Raw genomic sequence first — 19026 nt, forward strand, 5'->3', positions numbered from 1 at the left:
GCGGGCGGCGCTCGATCTAACTGCATTCGGAAATCCCACGGCATACATCCAAATCCCCGGCGTACATCCAAATAGCAAAGTTGGAAGGCTTCTTGCAGAGCCACGCCCAGGCGCCCCCTGGGCGTCAAAGTTTTGCATCAAGAGGACTCGCGGTGGATCGCACTCAGTTAATCAGCAACGCCCGCCACAACCTGGCCGGTCTCGGTCGGGGCAACCTGGGCGTGCCGCTGTTGCTGCTGGTGATGTTGGCAATGATGATGTTGCCGATACCGCCGTTCTTGCTCGACGTGTTCTTCACCTTCAACATCGCCCTGTCGATCGTGGTGCTGCTGGTCTGCGTGTACGCCCTGCGCCCGCTCGACTTCGCCGCATTCCCCACCATCCTGCTGGTGGCGACATTGCTGCGCCTGGCGCTGAACGTGGCGTCCACCCGGGTGGTCATGCTCCACGGCCAGGAGGGCCACGGCGCCGCAGGCAAGGTGATCCAGGCCTTCGGTGAAGTGGTCATCGGCGGCAATTACGTGGTCGGTGCGGTGGTGTTTGCCATCCTCATGATCATCAACTTCGTGGTGGTCACCAAGGGCGCCGGGCGTATTTCCGAGGTAAGCGCACGCTTTACCCTCGATGCGATGCCGGGCAAACAGATGGCCATCGACGCCGACCTCAACGCTGGCCTGATCGACCAGGCCCAGGCCAAGGCGCGCCGTACCGAGGTGGCCCAGGAGGCCGAGTTCTACGGCTCGATGGACGGTGCCAGCAAGTTCGTGCGCGGCGATGCCATCGCCGGCCTGTTGATCCTGTTCATCAACCTCATCGGCGGCATGCTCATCGGCATGCTCCAGCACGGCATGCCGTTCAGCGAAGCCGGCAAGGTGTATGCCCTGCTGACCATCGGTGACGGTTTGGTGGCGCAATTGCCATCACTGCTGTTGTCCACCGCCGCAGCCATCATGGTCACCCGCGCCTCGGGCTCGGAAGACATGGGCAAGCTGATCAACCGGCAGATGTTCGATTCGCCAAAGGCGCTGGCGGTGTCCGGCGGCCTGATGATCGTCATGGGCCTGGTGCCGGGCATGCCGCACGTGGCTTTCCTCAGCCTCGGCCTGATGGCCTGCGGCGGCGCCTACCTGGTGTGGAAGAAACAGCAGCAGGTCAAGGCCAAGGCCCAGGCAGAGGTGCAGCGCCAGCAGGACCTGCTGCCCTCGCCGCAGCGTGCGCTGGAAACCAAGGAGCTGGGCTGGGACGACGTTACCCCGATCGACATGATCGGCCTGGAAGTGGGCTATCGGCTGATCCCGCTGGTCGACCGCAACCAAGGTGGCCAGTTGCTGGCGCGGATCAAGGGCGTGCGCAAGAAGCTGTCCCAGGACCTGGGCTTCCTCATGCCCACCGTGCACATTCGCGACAACCTCGACCTGCAGCCCAGTGCCTACCGCCTGACCTTGATGGGGGTGATTCTGGCCGAAGCGGAGATCTACCCGGACCGCGAGCTGGCGATCAACCCTGGCCAGGTATTTGGCACCCTCAACGGCATTGCCGCGCGCGACCCCGCGTTTGGCCTGGAGGCGGTGTGGATCGACGTTGGCCAGCGCTCCCAGGCGCAGTCGCTGGGCTACACCGTGGTGGACGCCAGTACCGTGGTGGCCACCCACCTCAACCAGATCCTGCAAAAGCACTGTCACGAACTGATCGGCCACGAAGAGGTCCAGCAACTGCTGCAGGTGCTGGGCAAGGCTTCGCCTAAACTTGCAGAAGAGCTGGTGCCGGGTGTCATTTCCTTGTCGGGCTTGCTCAAGGTCTTGCAGGCGTTGTTGTCCGAGCAGGTGCCGGTGCGCGACATCCGCAGCATCGCCGAGGCTATCGCCAACAACGCCGGCAAGAGTCAAGATACCGCCGCGCTGGTCGCGGCGGTGCGCGTCGGATTGTGTCGCGCCATCGTGCAAAGCATTGTCGGCGTTGAGTCGGAGCTGCCGGTGATTACCCTGGAGCCAAGGTTGGAACAGATTTTGCTCAATAGTCTGCAAAGGGCCGGGCAGGGTCAGGAAGACGGTGTTCTTCTGGAACCGAGCATGGCCGAAAAGCTGCAGCGTTCGCTGATTGACGCGGCCCAGCGCCAAGAGATGCAGGGCCAGCCGGCCATTCTTCTGGTCGCCGGCCCGATCCGCGCCATGCTGTCGCGCTTCGGTCGCCTGGCTGTACCGAATTTGCATGTTCTGGCGTATCAGGAAATACCTGACAACAAGCAAGTCACCATCGTTGCCACCGTGGGCCCTAACGGCTGAGGTAGTGGATAATGCAAGTTAAGCGATTTTTCGCCGCCGATATGCGTCAGGCCATGAAGCTGGTCCGGGATGAGCTTGGCTCCGATGCCGCCATCATCGGTAACCGCCGCATTGCCGGTGGTGTCGAATTGACGGCGGCGCTGGACTACAAGCTGTCCGCACTGGCCCCGCGCGTACCCAACGCCGAGCTTGAAGAAGAGCTGCGCAAGACCCACACGCGTATCGCCACGGCCCAGGCCGAACTGGACCAGCGCAGCGACAGCAGCGACAACAACCGCCAATTGTTCGCCGGGCAGTCGCTGACCGCCTCGGAACCCTTGGTCGAGCCGCACGTGGATGCACCGGCGCCTGCCGCTGCACCCAGCCCGGCGCCGGTCGACCCACGGCTGTTCGATGCCATGCGCTCGGAGCTGTCGGGCCTGCGCGAGCTGCTAGAAGTGCAACTCGGCTCGCTGGCCTGGAGCCAGCTGCAAGGCAGCAAGCCCCAGCAAGCCAACCTCTGGCGCCGCCTGCAGCGCATCGGCCTGTCCGGCCCGATTGCCCGCGAGCTGCTCGAACTCACCACCGAGATCGAAGAGCCGCGCCAGGCCTGGCGCATGCTGCTGGCGCACCTGGCGCGGATGATCGAGATTCCCGAGGTCGAGCCGATCGAAGAGGGCGGGGTGATCGCCATGGTCGGCCCGGCCGGCATGGGCAAGACCACCACCCTGGCCAAGCTGGCCGCGCGTTACGTGCTCAAGTACGGCGCCCCGCAGTTGGCGTTGGTGAGCATGGACAGCTTCCGCATCGGTGCCCAGGAGCAGCTCAAGACCCTGGGGCGTATCCTCAACGTGCCGGTGACCTACGTCGACCCGGGCCAGTCGCTGGCCCAAGCGCTGGAGCCGCTGCTGCGCAAACGCGTGGTGCTGATCGATACCGCCGGCCTGCAGGCCAGCGACCCGGCCCTGCGCATGCAGCTCGAAACCCTGGCGAGCCGCGGCATCGCCTCGAAGAACTACCTGGTGCTGGCAACCACCAGCCAGAAGCAGGTGCTGACGGCCGCCTACCACAGCTACAAGCGGTGTGGCCTGGCCGGTTGCATCCTGACCAAACTCGATGAAACGGCAAGCCTCGGCGATGTGCTGAGCCTTGCCATCAGTCATGAATTGCCGGTGGCCTACCTGACCGATGGGCCACGTATTCCTGACGATTTGCACTTGCCACGGGCGCACCAACTGGTAACGCGCGCGGTCAATGTGCAACAGCAGGATGAGCCCAGCGAAGAGGCCATGGCCGACATGTTCGCTGATCTCTACCACAACCCACGGCGAGCGGGTTGATGATGAAGCGTGTGCAAAGTAGCTATGCCAAGGGGCACGCAGAATTGCCTCACGTGTGGCCTGAGTCCCAGCGAGACAAGGTAAAGAACAGACATGGGTAGCATGCATCCCGTACAGGTGATCGCCGTGACCGGTGGCAAAGGTGGCGTCGGCAAAACTAACGTTTCAGTGAACCTGTCTCTGGCGCTGGCCGAGCTTGGCCGCAGGGTCATGTTGCTGGACGCCGACCTGGGCCTGGCCAATGTCGACGTATTGCTTGGGCTTACCCCCAAACGCACCCTGGCCGATGTCATCGAAGGGCGCTGCGAGCTGCGCGATGTGATGCTGCAGGGGCCGGGCGGAGTGCGCATCGTGCCGGCGGCCTCCGGCACCCAGAGTATGGTGCACCTGGCGCCGGCCCAGCACGCCGGCCTGATCCAGGCCTTCAGCGATGTCGGCGACAACCTCGACGTGCTGGTGATCGACACCGCTGCAGGTATTGGTGACTCGGTGGTCAGCTTCGTTCGCGCGGCCCAGGAAGTGCTGCTGGTGGTCTGCGACGAGCCCACCTCGATCACCGACGCCTATGCGCTGATCAAGCTGCTCAACCGCGATTACGGCATGAACCGCTTCCGCGTGCTGGCCAACATGGCCCAGAGCCCGCAGGAAGGGCGCAACCTCTTCGCCAAGTTGACCAAGGTCACCGACCGCTTCCTCGACGTGGCCCTGCAGTATGTCGGCGCCGTGCCGTACGACGAGTGCGTGCGCAAGGCGGTGCAGAAGCAGCGGGCAGTTTACGAAGCGTTCCCGCGCTCCAAGTGCGCGCTGGCCTTCAAGGCCATTGCGCAGAAGGTCGACAGCTGGCCGTTGCCGGCCAACCCGCGCGGGCACCTGGAGTTCTTCGTCGAGCGTCTGGTGCAGCCCACCAGCGCAGGACCGGTACTATGAGTGCGAGCGGCTTCAAGATGTACAGCAGGGCGTCGAAAGACGCCCAGTACGAGCTGATCGAACGCTACGCCCCGCTGGTCAAGCGCATTGCCTACCACCTGCTGGCGCGGCTGCCGGCCAACGTCCAGGTCGAAGACCTGATCCAGGCCGGCATGATCGGCCTGCTGGAAGTGGCCAACAAGTACGACGCCAGCAAGGGCGCCAGCTTCGAAACCTACGCCGGTATCCGCATCCGCGGCGCGATGCTCGATGAGGTGCGCAAAGGCGATTGGGCACCGCGTTCGGTGCACCGCAACACACGCATGGTCAGTGACGCAATGCGCGCTGTTGAAGCAAGAACCGGTCGCGACGCTAAAGATCACGAGGTTGCGGCCGAACTCCAATTGAGTCTCGACGATTACTACGGGATTTTGAACGATACCTTGGGCAGCCGGCTGTTCAGCTTCGACGACCTGTTGCAGGACGGCGAGCACGAAGGGCTGCACGAGGACGGCGCCAGTGGCCAGGTCGAGCCGTCGCGCGATCTTGAAGACGAGCGCTTCCAGGCTGCCCTGACCGATGCCATTGCCAACCTGCCAGAGCGCGAGCGGCTGGTGCTGGCGCTGTACTACGACGAAGAGCTGAACCTCAAGGAAATCGGTGAGGTGCTGGGGGTCAGCGAGTCGCGCGTAAGCCAGCTGCACAGCCAGTGCGCCGCACGTTTGCGCAGCCGTCTGGGTGAATGGCGGGCGCGCTGAGTGCCAACCGTTCGCCTTTGAAGACGCTGCAGTCGTTTCACGTTGTGCCGAATTGAATGAATGCGTGCTCGGGGGCCGAGCGCGTTTGAGACTGCTTGGAGGTCTAATTGGACAAGAACATGAAAATCCTCATCGTTGACGACTTTTCGACGATGCGGCGGATCATCAAGAACCTGCTACGTGATCTGGGCTTCACCAATACCGAAGAAGCCGATGACGGCACCACGGCGTTGCCGATGCTGGAAAACGGTCACTACGACTTCCTGGTGACCGACTGGAACATGCCGGGCATGTCCGGTATCGACCTGCTGCGTAAAGTCCGCGCCAGCGAGAAGCTGAAAACCATGCCGGTACTGATGGTGACCGCCGAAGCCAAGCGCGACCAGATCATCGAAGCGGCCCAGGCCGGCGTCAATGGTTACGTGGTCAAGCCGTTCACCGCTCAGGTGCTCAAAGAAAAGATCGAGAAGATCTTCGAACGCGTCAACGGCTGAGTCACGTCAGGGGGCGCGCCATGGATTCATCACAAACGTCTTTGGGGGAGTTCGAAACGACCCTGAAGAAACATGCCCAGGAATTGGTCGAGAGCCTGGAGCGGGGTCGCTTCGGCGAGGCGGTGCAGCTGATTCATCAGCTGAACCAGACCCGCGACCGTGGCCTGTACCAGGAAGTCGGCAAGCTGACCCGAGAGCTGCACAGCGCCATCGTCAGCTTCCAGATCGACCCGAACATGCCGCAGGCCGAGGAAGTCTCGCAGATCACCGACGCCACCGAGCGCCTGTCCTATGTGGTCAAGTTGACCGAGGGTGCGGCCAACCGCACCATGGACCTGGTCGAGGAAAGCACGCCGGTACTCAACGACCTGGCGGGTGAGGCCAAGGCCCTGAGCGTGGACTGGCAGCGCTTCATGCGCCGCGAAGTCGCTGCGCCAGAATTCCGTGACCTGGTCAAACGGGTCGACAGTTTCCTGACGCACAGTGCCGAAGGCAACCGCAAGGTTTCCGGCCACCTCAACGACATTCTGCTGGCTCAGGACTACCAAGACCTGACCGGCCAGGTGATCAAGCGGGTCACCGCGTTGGTCACCGAGGTGGAAAGCAACCTGCTCAAGCTCGTGCTGATGGCCAGTCAGGTCGACCGTTTTGCCGGCATCGAACATGACCACCAGCAGCTTCGCGCTGAAAAAGATCAAGAAAAACATCCGACTCGGGGTGAAGGTCCGCAGATTCATGCCGATAAGCGTGAAGACGTCGTGTCCGGTCAGGACGATGTCGATGATCTGCTGTCCAGTCTGGGTTTTTAAGGAGCACGTTTAATGAGCTTCGGCGCCGATGAAGAAATCCTTCAGGATTTCCTGGTAGAAGCCGGCGAAATTCTTGAGCAACTGTCCGAGCAATTGGTCGAGCTGGAAAGCCGACCGGATGATGCCGACCTGCTCAATGCCATTTTTCGCGGTTTCCACACTGTAAAAGGGGGCGCCGGCTTCCTCCAGCTCAACGAGCTGGTGGAGTGCTGCCATATCGCCGAGAACGTGTTCGACATCCTGCGCAAAGGTGAGCGCCGGGTCGACGCCGAGTTGATGGACGTGGTGCTCGAAGCGCTGGACACGGTCAACAATATGTTTGGCCAGGTCCGCGAGCGCAGCGAAGTCATCCCGGCCACCCCGGAGCTGCTGGCCGCGTTGTCGCGCCTGGCCGAGCCTGCCGCTGCTGACGAAGTCGCCGCTGCCGAGCCTGCGGCCGCTGAACCGCTGGCCGCGGCGCCTGTCGAAGAGCCGGACATCACCGACAGCGAATTCGAGCAGTTGCTCGACTCGCTTGACGCGGTCAAGGCCCAGGCCGCTGCCGATGAGCAGTTGCAAGGCGAGAGCATCAGCGGTGCCAGTGACGAGATCACCGACGCCGAGTTCGAATCGCTGCTCGACCAGTTGCATGGCAAAGGCCAGTTCAGCGCCGAAGTCGTCGCTGAGCCAGTGGCCAGCGCCCCGGCGCCGGTCAGCGACGAAATCACCGATGAAGAGTTCGAGTCGTTGCTCGATCAACTGCATGGCAAGGGCACGTTCCAGGCCGACGCCTTGCCCGCCGCCGCTGCAGTTGCGCCCGTGAGCACTGCACCGGCCGCCACGGCCAGTGACGCTATCAGCGAGCACGAATTCGAAGCCTTGCTCGACCAGTTGCACGGCAAGGGCAAGTTCTCTGGCGACGCCGTCGCGGTCGAAGCGCCTGTCGCTGCCAAGGTCGAAAGCAAGCCAGTGGCCAAGCCCGCACCGGCGCCTGTCAGCAAGCCTGCGCCTGCACCACGGGCGCCGGCCCCTGCGGCAGAAAAGCATGCCGTCAGCGAGGCCGAAACCACTGTGCGCGTCGACACCGCGCGCCTGGACGAGATCATGAACATGGTCGGCGAACTGGTGCTGGTGCGTAACCGCTTGGTCCGCCTGGGCCTGAACAGCGGCGACGAGGCCATGTCCAAGGCCGTGTCGAACCTCGACGTGGTCACCGCCGACCTGCAGACCGCGGTCATGAAGACCCGCATGCAGCCGATCAAGAAAGTCTTCGGCCGCTTCCCGCGTCTGGTTCGCGACCTGGCCCGCCAGCTCAAGAAAGAGATCAACCTGGAGCTGGTCGGTGAAGAGACCGACCTCGACAAGAACCTCGTCGAGGCCCTGGCTGACCCGCTGGTGCACTTGGTGCGCAACGCGGTCGACCATGGCGTGGAAATGCCCGACGAGCGTGAAGCGTCCGGCAAGGCGCGGACCGGCCGGGTGGTGTTGTCAGCCGAGCAGGAAGGCGACCATATCCTGCTGTCGATCTCCGATGACGGCAAGGGCATGGACCCCAACATCCTGCGCGCCAAGGCCGTGGAGAAGGGCTTGATGGACAAGGACGCCGCTGAGCGTCTGAGCGAGTCGGACTGCTACAACCTGATCTTCGCCCCGGGCTTCTCGACCAAGACCGAGATTTCCGACGTGTCCGGCCGTGGTGTCGGCATGGATGTGGTGAAGACCAAGATTTCCCAGCTCAATGGCTCGATCAACATCTACTCGGCCAAGGGCCAGGGATCGAAGATCGTCATCAAGGTGCCGCTGACCCTGGCGATCATGCCGACCCTGATGGTGATGCTGGCCAACCAGGCCTTCGCCTTCCCGCTGGTCAACGTCAACGAGATCTTCCACCTCGACCTGTCGCGCACCAATGTGGTCGATGGCCAGGAAGTGGTGATCGTGCGCGACAAGGCGCTGCCACTGTTCTACCTCAAGCGCTGGCTGGTGCAGGGCCAGGTGCACGAAGAGCAGCATGAGGGCCACGTGGTGATCCTCTCGGTTGGTACCCAACGCATTGGCTTTGTCGTCGATCAACTGGTGGGCCAGGAAGAAGTGGTAATCAAGCCGCTGGGCAAGATGCTGCAGGGCACGCCGGGCATGTCCGGGGCCACTATCACCGGCGACGGTCGCATCGCGTTGATCCTCGACGTCCCGAGCATGCTCAAGCGTTACGCCGCGCGGCGTATTTGATTTCGGTGGCGCACCCTGGCGGGTTGCGCCGCCTAATGGAGTGTTTATGGCAGTCAAGGTCCTGGTGGTGGATGATTCCGGTTTCTTCCGCCGCCGCGTCTCGGAAATCCTCTCGGCGGACCCGACGATCCAGGTAGTGGGTACCGCGACCAATGGCAAGGAAGCAATCGACCAGGCGCTGGCGCTCAAGCCCGATGTCATCACCATGGACTACGAGATGCCCATGATGGATGGCATCACGGCGGTGCGGCACATCATGCAGCGCTGCCCGACGCCGGTACTGATGTTCTCTTCGCTGACCCACGAAGGTGCCCGGGTGACCCTGGACGCACTGGATGCCGGTGCGGTGGATTACCTGCCGAAGAACTTCGAGGACATCTCGCGCAACCCGGAGAAGGTCAAGCAACTGCTGTGCGAGAAGGTGCACACCCTGTCGCGCAGCAACCGCCGTTTCGGCAGCTACAGCCCCGCGCCAGCCGCCGCACCGGCCGCCGCGAGCAGCGCTGCGCCAACCAGCAGCTTCGCCAGCCCCGCACCGGTGCGCACTGCCGCGCCGGTGCGCGCGGCGGCAGCGCCAGCGGCACATGCCCCGGCACCCAAGCGCAAACCCTACAAACTGGTGGCCATCGGTACCTCCACGGGTGGCCCGGTGGCGCTGCAGCGGGTACTGACGCAACTGCCTGCCAACTTCCCGGCGCCGATCGTGCTGATCCAGCACATGCCGGCGGCCTTTACCAAGGCCTTTGCCGAGCGCCTGGACAAGCTGTGCAAGATCAGCGTGAAGGAAGCCGAGGACGGTGACGTGCTGCGCCCAGGCCTGGCGCTGCTGGCCCCAGGTGGCAAGCAGATGATGATCGATGGCCGCGGCACGGTGAAGATCCTGCCCGGCGACGAGCGCCTGAACTACAAGCCGTGCGTGGACATCACTTTCGGCTCGGCGGCCAAGTCGTACGGCGACAAGGTGCTGTCGGTGGTGCTGACCGGCATGGGCGCCGATGGTCGTGAAGGTGCGCGCCTGCTCAAGCAGGGTGGCAGTACCGTGTGGGCCCAGGATGAAGCCAGCTGCGTGATCTATGGCATGCCCATGGCCATCGTCAAGGCTAACCTGGCCGACGCGGTGTACAGCCTGGACGAGATCGGCAAGCACCTGGTCGAGGCCTGCGTCTGATGGATGTACTAAGCCTGATTGGCCTGATCCTGGCGTTCGTCGCGATTGTCGGCGGCAACTTCCTCGAAGGCGGGCATGTCGGCGCGCTGATCAACGGCCCGGCGGGTTTGATCGTGTTGGGCGGTACCTTGGCGGCGGCCTTGCTGCAGTCGCCATTGCCGGCTTTCAAGCGGGCCTTGCAGATCCTGCGCTGGATCCTCTTTCCGCCCCGCGTCGACCTGGCCGGTGGTATCGATCGGGTGGTCAGCTGGAGCCTGACGGCGCGCAAGGAAGGCCTGCTGGGCCTGGAAGGGGTGGCCGATGCCGAGCCCGACCCGTATGCGCGCAAGGGCTTGCAACTGCTGGTCGACGGCGCCGAGCCAGAAGCCATCCGCAGCATCCTTGAAGTCGACTTCCTGACCCAGGAGGGCCGTGATATCCAGGCTGCCAAGGTGTTCGAGAGCATGGGCGGCTATGCGCCAACCATCGGCATCATCGGTGCGGTCATGGGCCTGATCCATGTCATGGGCAACCTGGCCGACCCGTCGCAGTTGGGTAACGGCATCGCCGTGGCGTTCGTCGCCACCATCTACGGTGTGGCCAGCGCCAACCTGATCCTGTTGCCGATCGCCAACAAGCTCAAGGCCATCGTCATGCGCCAGTCGCGCTACCGCGAGATGCTGCTCGAAGGCCTGTTGTCGATTGCCGAGGGTGAGAACCCGCGCTCGATCGAACTGAAGCTGCAAGGCTTCATGGAGTAACCCATGCGTCGCCGTCGTCATACCGAGGAACACGAGAATCACGAACGCTGGCTGGTGTCGTACGCTGACTTCATCACCTTGCTGTTCGCGTTTTTCGTGGTCATGTATTCGATTTCCTCGATCAACGAGGGCAAGTACAAGGTCATCTCGCAGGCCTTGATCGGGGTGTTCAACGACCCTGAACGGAGCATGAAGCCGATCCCGGTCGGGGATGAGCAACCCCTGAGCGTGCGCCCGGCCGAGCCTTTGGTGAGGGAAAGCGAGCAGACCGAGGCGGGCCTTGCGCAAACCAATGTCGACCCGCTGAAGACCATCAGTGACGATGTGCGCGACGCCTTTGGCGACCTGATCAAGACCGACCAGATGACCGTACGCGGCAATGAGCTGTGGATCGAAATCGAGCTCAACTCCTCGCTGCTGTTCGGCAGCGGCGATGCCATGCCTAGCGACAAGGCCTTCGCGATCATCGAGAAGGTGGCGAACATCCTCAAGCCGTTCGCCAACCCGGTGCATGTCGAAGGTTTTACCGACAACCTGCCGATTCGCACCGCGCAGTACCCGACCAACTGGGAGTTGTCGTCGGCACGGGCGGCCAGCATCGTCCGCTTGCTGGCCATGGAGGGGGTGAACCCGGCGCGCATGGCATCGGTGGGCTATGGCGAGTACCAGCCGGTCGCCAGCAACGACAGTGCCGAAGGCCGTGCCCGCAACCGTCGTGTGGTACTGGTGATTTCCCGTAACCTCGAAGTGCGCCGCAGCCTGACCGGCTCTGGCAGCGCCAATGCCACGCCAGATGCTGCGTTGCGCCGGGCTGGCACACAAAGTGCACCGGCTACGCCAGCAATGGCGGCGGGGCAGTAACTCGTCAATTCTCCGTCACCAAATACCATACCGTTCCCGGCAGGGCAGGCGGCCACACCGGGAGGAAGCAACGAACGATGAGAGTCTGGGCAGTAGCCAATCAAAAAGGTGGCGTCGGCAAGACCACCACGACCATCGCCCTGGCTGGGCTGCTGGCTGAGGCGGGCAAGCGCGTGGTCGTCGTCGACCTCGACCCGCACGGTTCGATGACCAGTTATTTCGGGCACAACCCCGATGCGCTGGAGCACAGCTGCTATGACCTGTTCCTGCACCAGGGCAGCGTGCCGGAGGGTTTGCCTGGGCAGTTGCTATTGCCGACCAGTGATGAGCGTATCTCGCTGCTGCCTTCGAGCACCGCGCTGGCGGTGCTGGAGCGCCAGTCGCCGGGCAAGAACGGCCTGGGCCTGGTGATCGCCAAGAGTCTGGCGCAGCTGTGGCAGGACTTCGACTTCGCCTTGATCGACAGCCCACCCTTGCTGGGCGTGCTGATGGTCAATGCCCTGGCCGCGAGCCAGCAGTTGGTGATACCGGTACAGACCGAGTTCCTGGCGGTGAAGGGCCTGGAGCGCATGGTTGGGACCTTGGCCATGGTCAACCGTTCGCGTAAACAGGCCTTGCCTTACCAGATCGTGCCGACCCTGTTCGACCGCCGTACTCAGGCTTCCCTGGGCACGCTCAAACTGTTGCGCGACACCTATGAGCAGAATGTCTGGCAGGGTTACATCCCGGTCGATACCCGCTTGCGCGATGCCAGCCGCAAGGGCGTCACGCCGTCGCAGTTCGATGGCAAGAGCCGTGGCCTGATTGCCTACCGGGCGCTGCTCAAGCACTTGCTCACTTACAAAAACGCAGTGCAGGTGGCCTGATGACCCAGACCCGGCAAACCGGCACGCGGCCGCAGATGGCCCTGCAATCCTACCTCGATGGCCTGTTGCAGGAGGCCACTGAGGCCGACGATCTGATCGAGCCGGCGGCAGACGTCGCCGATGCGGTGCGCGTGGAACAGGCACCTGAAGCACGCCAGCCAGCGCAGCCCGCCGCTGTCGCGCAGCGGCCCTTTGCCGAGCCGCGGCTGAAGGTGTTGCCCAGCGTGCTGCCGGTGGAAGAACCGGTGGTCACGGTAGTCGAGAGCGAAGTGCTGGCCGAGGCCAGCGTCCCGGTCCTGACCGAAGAACAGAGCGTGGAACCGGCAGTGCCGTTGGTGGATGTGCACCTGCCCGCGCCGAACCTGCCGGTGCCCCCGGCAAGCATCGACGGCCGCCCGGCCTGGGCGGCGGAGCCGTTCGAGTGCCTGCTGTTCGATGTCGCCGGCTTGACCCTGGCGGTGCCCTTGGTATGCCTGGGCTCGATTTACAACCTGGCCGGCCAGGAACTGACGCCGCTGTTCGGCCAACCTGACTGGTTTCTCGGCATCCTGACCTGCCAGGCCGGCAACCTCAAAGTCCTCGACACCGCGCGCTGGGTGATGCCCGACCGCTACCGTGACGACTTCCGCCAGGGCCTGCAGTATGTGATTTCCGTGCAGGGCTACGAATGGGGGCTGGCCGTGCACCAGGTCAGCCGCTCATTGCGCCTGGACCCGTCCGAGATCAAGTGGCGCAGCCAGCGTGGCCAACGCCCGTGGCTCGCCGGCACGGTGATCGAACACATGTGTGCCCTGCTCGACGTCGCCGAACTGGCCGAGCTGATCGCCAGTGGCGCGGTCAAGCAGATGCACGCCAAACACAAATGACACCGCACACACCGCCTATGGCGGACTTTAAGGGGTAGGGGAATGAAAAAGTCGTCTGCACAAGGTTCCGAAGATCCGATTCTGCAGTGGGTAACCTTCCGTCTGGACAACGAGTCCTACGGGATCAATGTCATGCAGGTGCAGGAAGTGCTGCGCTACACCGAGATCGCCCCGGTACCGGGCGCACCGAGCTATGTGCTGGGCATCATCAACCTGCGCGGCAACGTGGTGACAGTGATCGACACCCGCCAGCGTTTTGGCCTGATGCCGACCGAGGTGACCGACAACACCCGTATCGTCATCATCGAGGCGGACAAGCAAGTGGTCGGGATCCTGGTCGATAGCGTCGCCGAGGTGGTCTACCTGCGTCAGTCCGAGATCGAGACGGCGCCGAACGTGGGTAACGAAGAGTCGGCCAAGTTCATCCAGGGCGTGTGCAACAAGAACGGCGAACTGCTGATACTGGTCGAGCTGGACAAGATGATGACCGAGGAAGAGTGGTCCGAGCTTGAGAACATCTGAGTTGATCTTCGAGGTTGCTGTCATCTTCCTGGCGCTGCTGTGGGCGCTCAGCTTGTGGATGTTCCTCAACCACAGCAAGCGCCAGCGCGAGCTGGCCGCGCAACAGGCCGAGGGCGATGCCCTGCGCGATCAACGCATCAAAGACCTGAGCAAGCGCCTGGACGACTACCAGAACGGTACGGTGCGCATGGGTGAGGCCATCCATGACCTACGCGAAACCCTGGCCACCCTGCCTGACCGGCTGGAACGCCTGGAGCAGCGCGACCCCAGCAGCGTCACCTTCAGCCAGGCGGCCAAGCTGGTCGGCATGGGCGCAAGTGTGTCGGAGCTGACTGAAACCTGCGGCCTGACCCGGGCCGAGGCGGAGTTGATGAGCAAGCTGCACCGCAGCGAGTAGTACGGCGCTGCACTGCCCCGGTCATTGACCAGTTCACGGGCCTTGCCAACTGTGGGCGTGGCCCATCTCGGCTACCTGATCCAGCGGTACATGGTCACGGATGACCCGATGAAGCTCGCTCAACTCCAGGGTCGCATGGAGGTCGTACAGCGGCGATACCATCAGGGTGCAGAGCTCGCGCAGTTGCTTGAGCCAGGGCAGGCGCTCGTCGATTACATGGTTGAGCACGCCTGGGCCGGTCAGCAGGTTGAGCCGCCTTGCATAGGCCTGGAAAGGTAGCGGCGCCAGGCGCGCGTCCGGCCGGCTGGCATAGAAGTCGGGCACCAGCTGGTAGCGGCGAAGGATTTCGTCCGAGATGGCACTCAGGTTTGGATTGCCTGGGTGGCTGCCTATCATGCTGCTGTTGAACTGGATGTACATGCCCAACTGGTCGTTGGAAACAGGCGGTGACAACAGCAGGCCATCCCTTGTGGTCTTGAGTTGGAGCCTGGCCAGCGGCGCGGTGCCCTCCGCGCCGCTCGCCGCCAGCAAGCGGTCATCGGCATCCAGGTACAGGCCACCGTAGTGTTCGAGCAGTCGGTAGCGCAGGATGTCGCAGGCCGAGGCAAAGTTGCGCCCCTGACCCTGGTTGCCGTCAAGGGCGGCGCGATACTGCGGGTAGTAGGGCGACAGGGTGAAATGCTGGTAAAACTCTTGGTCTTCGAGGGGCATGAGCAGGGCGCTTTCACTCCGCGCGCGCAGGGTTTTCAGATTGTGCAGGTAGGCTGCGTTGTTTTGCCGCGACAGCAGGATCTGGAAGCGATAGCCGCTGCTGCGTATCACCTGTGCGTTATGCACCAGCGCCTCGAGGTATTCGCCCTGCAAGGGCTGGTCGCCCACCCAGATACTGCTGACTACCTTGGGCAGCGGCATGCGCTGCAGGCCGTTGTAAGGCTCGTAGTCGATCGGCAGCTCGATATTGATGCCCAAGGCGCGCAGCGTGGCCATGCGCTGGTGGTGGGTGGGGGTGGCCCTGCTCTGGCTTGATGACAGCACCAAAGCAGGGTCGCCTTCGGTGCCCAGCGCCCAGCGCGGCGGGCTGATCAACTTTGCATCCCGGGTGCGGATGAAGCAGTTGGTGGCGAATTCGTATTGAACCCATTCGTTGACCAGGCCTTGTCGGGTGCTGAGCCAGGCGGCGAAACGGTGCCGAAGGTTTTCCTCGATCGTGGTCACCACGGCTGCATGGGTCGACGCCTGTACCGACGGCTCGCGGAACGCCAGTTCAGCGGGCTCCAGTGCCGTTTGCTCCAGCAGCGGTGCCGCACCGACGCGGGCATTGAGCAAGGTGTCCAACAGTTGGGAACGGAAGAAGCCTGGGCGGGTCGTGCGAAATACCTCGGCGTACCTGACCGCCTGGCCAGTGCCGGTGGGTAGGGCATTGAACAGGCCGAACACCTGGTCTGTCACGCCTTGTGCCTTTGCCTCGAGGGTCTTGCCATTGATGGCGGCATCCAGGCCCAGGCTGAACTGCGCCAGGCCGCCAGCTACCAGCAACGGGGCCAGTTCGGGCAGTACCACCATCAGGGGTAGCAGCAGGTTGGTGGCAAGGTTCAGGTAGTTGGCCCATTTGGCCTTGTTGACGGCATGGTTGCTGGTGATCTGGCTATCGGCATCGGCGTAGGCACGGCGCTTTTGCAGCAAGGTCAGGTGGGTGAACAGGTCGCCCTCCAGGGTGCTGTCGTACTTGTCGGGGCGAAAATCGATAATGTATTGCGGGTCCCAGAAACCACTGGTGGCAAAGCCTGGATGGTCATGGCTCAGGCGGTGCGCTTTGGGGTAAAGGCCCAGGCCTGTCAGTGCGGTGCGCAGGCCGCTGAAATCGAGGCCGTCCGGCCAGTCGGTACGGGCGAAACAGGCCATCAGTGCATCGCGTTTGGCGACGTCCTGGCATTGCATGGCCAGCCAGCGCTTCATCGCCGAAGAGTCGGCGAACTCATGGAAAGGCGAAGTATTGCCAGGCAAGTACAGCACTACCAACGGCTGGCTGGCGTGACGGATCTGCACGATGCTAGTGGAAATGTAGCCGTAGATATTGAGCATGCTTAACCGCGCGTTGCTGCGGGCGATCAACTGCGCCGCCTCCCACAGCAGTTGGCGGCCAGGCCCGGACAGGCTGTTGAGCAACACCTGCTTGTTGCAGGCGGCGATGAAGGCAATCTTCAGGGCGCGCTGATAGTGCCCTTGTCGCTTGTCCCAATAGGTATCCAGGCGGGCCTTGAAACTGTTGTGAAAATGCAGGTTCCACAGAAAACTCTGGAAATTCTCGGCGCGAATCGGCAGGCAGTTGTCCGGTGCGTAGCGGCTGGGTTGGGTGCGTCGGTAGAGGCCGTTGAAGACAAGGTAGGGCGCGGCATTGGACAACATACTCAGCGGTACCAGGCGGTCGACCAATAGCACTTGACCAGCCGGTGGCAGCCCTGCCCAGTTGCCGTAGTGGAAACCGCCATAGCCGGCTGCGGTTTCACCTTGCCAGTTGGCCAGCAATGCCTCGACCAGGTTCATTCTTTGGGTAATGACGGCATTGTCCGCAGCGCCAGTGTGGCTGTCGGCGCGAGGCGCAGCCTGGTAGTGAAGGGTCACCACATCGATCAGTAGTGGCGAATCGGTGATGCCGTGTTGGCGCAGCCAACCGCTCAGCAGTTCCACGGCCAGGGTATCGGGGCGAGGGAAGTCCTGCAGTGCCTGACGCACCAGGCTGAGGTTGGAAAGGGGGATGGGGTGCATGCTGTGTTCCTGGGGGAGTGAGAAGCGCAGGATGGCGATGGGTTGTGCATGCGGGGGCTACATAGTGCTATGGCTGGCGTGGCGAGGCAGGCACCTCGCCTGGCAGGTGGTGGTAGCTGCTGCTGCGTTACTCGATGCTGTTGCCAAACGGCAGGCGAGCGGGGTTGGGGGTGATGTCCCGTTCGCCGGCCGGTACGTCGCTGAACCCAACGGGCACCTTGCCGCGCAACTGCCAGGCAAAGGCAATGATTTCGGCAATGGTCAGGTACAGCGCCTCGGGTATCTGCTCGCCCAGCTCCAGCCGTGCCAGCAGGCTTACCAGCTCGGCGTTTTCGTAGATCGGCACCTCGTGTTGGCGGGCAAGTTCAAGAATGGCTTCGGCCAGGGCATCGTCGCCCTTGGCGCTGAGCGTGGGGGCCTGTTGGCCGTCGTAGCTCAGGGCAATGGCCTGGCGCGGTGTTTTGCCACTCATGCGTTTTCGTCCACCCAGCGTTGTTCGACCCGCGTGCGGGGGCCTTGGGGTGGGGTGCCGGGGTGGCATTCCAGGTCGCCGACGTCCAGGCCCCTGGCCAGCAGGCGCTCGCGCAGGGTGCCAAGCTGGCTGTCGATCAGCCGCGCGGTCTGTTCCTGTTCTGCCCACAGTTGCCCGTTCAGGCGGCCCTGGCTCAGTTGTGCCTGCACTTGCAAAGGGCCAAGCGGAGCGAGGTCGAAGGCCAACTCGATACGCCACAGCGCTTGTAGCGGGTCATGCTCTTGGTGCTGGCGGTCAGCTTGCTGTTGCGGCGTTTCTTCGCGTTGCAGCTTTACCTGCAGCGGGATGAACTCCTGGCCATGGCGGATCGGCACTTCAGTCTGCCAGGTGGTCTGCAGGTTGCCGTTTTCAAGGTTGCCGCTCTGCTGCAGGCTGCTCATGGCATGGCTCTGCAGGCGTGAAACGGCCGCCGCGGCCAGGCGCAGCAACTGTTGCAGGTCGCCTTCGTCTTCCATGGCCTTGAGTAGCCGCGAAGGCAGCGGAAACGCCCCTGGCTGTGGTTTCGGGCTGACCCGGTCGAGCATGCCCAGGGCGCCACGGGCGAGGGCCGGCAGGGTCAGGGCCAAGGTGCTTGGCATCAGGGCCGGTGCACCGGGCGCGGTGACCGAGGCCTGGGTGATCAACCTGAGCAGGTGGGCCTTGAGATCAGTGGCCACGCTGGCTGGGAAGCCACCCAGCAGCTTCGCTTCGAGGAAGGTACCGCTGTTGCTCAGGGCTTGGGCGACGGCTTTGGCATCGCCGAGCTGGCGCACGTCCGGCAGCCTGGCCAGCAAACGCTCGGCACTGCTGCGCAGGCTACCGTCGGCGCCGGGGTCGCGGGCGACCTGCTGCAATGCACTGAGCAGGCCGGTTAACGAGGCCTGGCGATTTTGCTGGGTGAGCAGTTGCTGGGCGATGCTGAGCTGGTCTTGCCGACCGCTGAGCGGCACGAATTGCAGCGACTGGTCGCCTTGCACCCGCGCGCTGAGCAGGCTGCCTACGGGCAGCGGGCGCGGGCTGTCGATGGTCAGGGTGGCACCGGCCTGCGCGCTGTTGAGCAGGCTCACCAGTGCCCGGTAACCGGCTGTTTGGCCCGGCGCTTGTAGGATGGGCTGGTTGGTCAGGACCTTGCCTTGCAGCAGGGTACCGACCGGCACCTTGGCCGTGTCCAGGCGGGTGAGGGTGGCGATGTTGCTGGCGCTGGCCTGTTGCAGCATGATCGCCAGGCGATTGCCCTCGGTCTGGCTGACGGTGACTTGGCTGCCGGGGGGTAACGGCTGGCTGGCGCTGGCCTGCAATTGGGTCTGGGCGCCGTTGGCCTGGATCAGCCGCAGAACGACCTGGAACTCCCGGCCCAGCTGGCGTAGCGACACGACCTCGGCTTGCGCCGTTTCGCCAGGGGCGAGCAAGCCGGGCTGTGCTTGGGTCAGGCGCAGCAGTTCGCCGGTCATGCCCGCCTTGATGGCCTGGGCGCTGATCGCGGTTTGTGCGCCGAGACTATTGATTTCAGTCATGATTGTATACAACCTGTCGAACCCGCCTCTTGGCAGCGA

The 19026-nt window shown here is 63.4% G+C and carries 17 protein-coding genes; 14 read left to right on the plus strand and 3 right to left on the minus strand.

Annotation, left to right across the window (positions count from 1 at the left end):
• Positions 1-152: 152 nt before the first annotated feature.
• The 14 genes from flhA (at position 153) to HU770_RS14720 (ending at position 14196) form a co-directional block, all read left to right on the plus strand.
• Entirely contained in the window at positions 153-2282 is a 2130-nt protein-coding gene (flhA, locus tag HU770_RS14655; protein WP_033699451.1) for a flagellar biosynthesis protein FlhA, read from the plus strand.
• Positions 2283-2293: 11 nt separating this feature from the next.
• Positions 2294-3601, plus strand: a complete 1308-nt coding sequence (flhF, locus tag HU770_RS14660) for a flagellar biosynthesis protein FlhF (protein WP_033699450.1) — start codon at positions 2294-2296, stop codon at positions 3599-3601.
• A gap of 93 nt (positions 3602-3694) precedes the next feature.
• Positions 3695-4528 (plus strand): flagellar synthesis regulator FleN, encoded by an 834-nt coding sequence (gene fleN, locus HU770_RS14665; RefSeq protein WP_027593013.1) that lies wholly within the window; start codon positions 3695-3697, stop codon positions 4526-4528.
• A complete protein-coding gene (gene fliA / locus HU770_RS14670) occupies positions 4525-5265 on the plus strand; it encodes an RNA polymerase sigma factor FliA (protein ID WP_033699449.1) in 741 nt (246 codons plus the stop codon). Before fleN ends, fliA begins: the two co-directional genes overlap by 4 nt.
• Positions 5266-5384: 119 nt before the next feature.
• Positions 5385-5759, plus strand: coding sequence for a chemotaxis response regulator CheY (locus HU770_RS14675; RefSeq protein ID WP_161775562.1), 375 nt, complete (start codon positions 5385-5387; stop codon positions 5757-5759).
• Between the two features lie 20 nt (positions 5760-5779).
• Entirely contained in the window at positions 5780-6568 is a 789-nt protein-coding gene (locus tag HU770_RS14680; protein ID WP_033699448.1) for a protein phosphatase CheZ, read from the plus strand.
• Positions 6569-6580: 12 nt separating this feature from the next.
• Positions 6581-8776 (plus strand): chemotaxis protein CheA, encoded by a 2196-nt coding sequence (locus HU770_RS14685; RefSeq protein ID WP_186664002.1) that lies wholly within the window; start codon positions 6581-6583, stop codon positions 8774-8776.
• A 46-nt stretch (positions 8777-8822) separates the two neighbouring features.
• Complete coding sequence (locus HU770_RS14690; RefSeq protein ID WP_033699445.1) at positions 8823-9944, plus strand: chemotaxis response regulator protein-glutamate methylesterase; 1122 nt, start codon at positions 8823-8825, stop codon at positions 9942-9944.
• Positions 9944-10684, plus strand: a complete 741-nt coding sequence (locus HU770_RS14695) for a flagellar motor protein (RefSeq protein ID WP_033699443.1) — start codon at positions 9944-9946, stop codon at positions 10682-10684. Before HU770_RS14690 ends, HU770_RS14695 begins: the two co-directional genes overlap by 1 nt.
• 3 nt (positions 10685-10687) lie before the next feature.
• Positions 10688-11545, plus strand: a complete 858-nt coding sequence (gene motD, locus HU770_RS14700; RefSeq protein WP_033699441.1) for a flagellar motor protein MotD — start codon at positions 10688-10690, stop codon at positions 11543-11545.
• Between the two features lie 77 nt (positions 11546-11622).
• A complete protein-coding gene (locus tag HU770_RS14705; protein WP_033699440.1) occupies positions 11623-12411 on the plus strand; it encodes a ParA family protein in 789 nt (262 codons plus the stop codon).
• Positions 12411-13277, plus strand: coding sequence for a CheW domain-containing protein (locus tag HU770_RS14710; protein ID WP_186664004.1), 867 nt, complete (start codon positions 12411-12413; stop codon positions 13275-13277). The genes HU770_RS14705 and HU770_RS14710 overlap by 1 nt, the downstream gene beginning before the upstream one ends.
• Before the next feature lie 42 nt (positions 13278-13319).
• Positions 13320-13799: a chemotaxis protein CheW gene (locus HU770_RS14715; protein ID WP_003254393.1), complete on the plus strand. Its 480-nt coding sequence runs from the start codon at positions 13320-13322 to the stop codon at positions 13797-13799.
• 1 nt (position 13800) lies between these two features.
• Complete coding sequence (locus HU770_RS14720; RefSeq protein WP_033699438.1) at positions 13801-14196, plus strand: DUF2802 domain-containing protein; 396 nt, start codon at positions 13801-13803, stop codon at positions 14194-14196.
• Positions 14197-14229: 33 nt separating this feature from the next.
• Here HU770_RS14720 and HU770_RS14725 read toward each other — a convergent pair whose 3' ends face one another.
• The 3 genes from HU770_RS14725 to HU770_RS14735 form a co-directional block, all read right to left on the minus strand.
• On the minus strand, positions 14230-16962 hold the full coding sequence (locus HU770_RS14725; protein WP_186664006.1) for a DUF6543 domain-containing protein: 2733 nt from the start codon (positions 16960-16962) through the stop codon (positions 14230-14232).
• A 127-nt stretch (positions 16963-17089) separates the two neighbouring features.
• Positions 17090-17434: an EscU/YscU/HrcU family type III secretion system export apparatus switch protein gene (locus HU770_RS14730; RefSeq protein ID WP_033699435.1), complete on the minus strand. Its 345-nt coding sequence runs from the start codon at positions 17432-17434 to the stop codon at positions 17090-17092.
• A complete protein-coding gene (locus tag HU770_RS14735) occupies positions 17431-18987 on the minus strand; it encodes a flagellar hook-length control protein FliK (protein ID WP_186664008.1) in 1557 nt (518 codons plus the stop codon). Before HU770_RS14735 ends, HU770_RS14730 begins: the two co-directional genes overlap by 4 nt.
• Positions 18988-19026 lie beyond the last annotated feature (39 nt).

Source organism: Pseudomonas sp. SWRI68, from assembly GCF_014269165.1.
Lineage (GTDB): Bacteria > Pseudomonadota > Gammaproteobacteria > Pseudomonadales > Pseudomonadaceae > Aquipseudomonas > Aquipseudomonas capeferrum.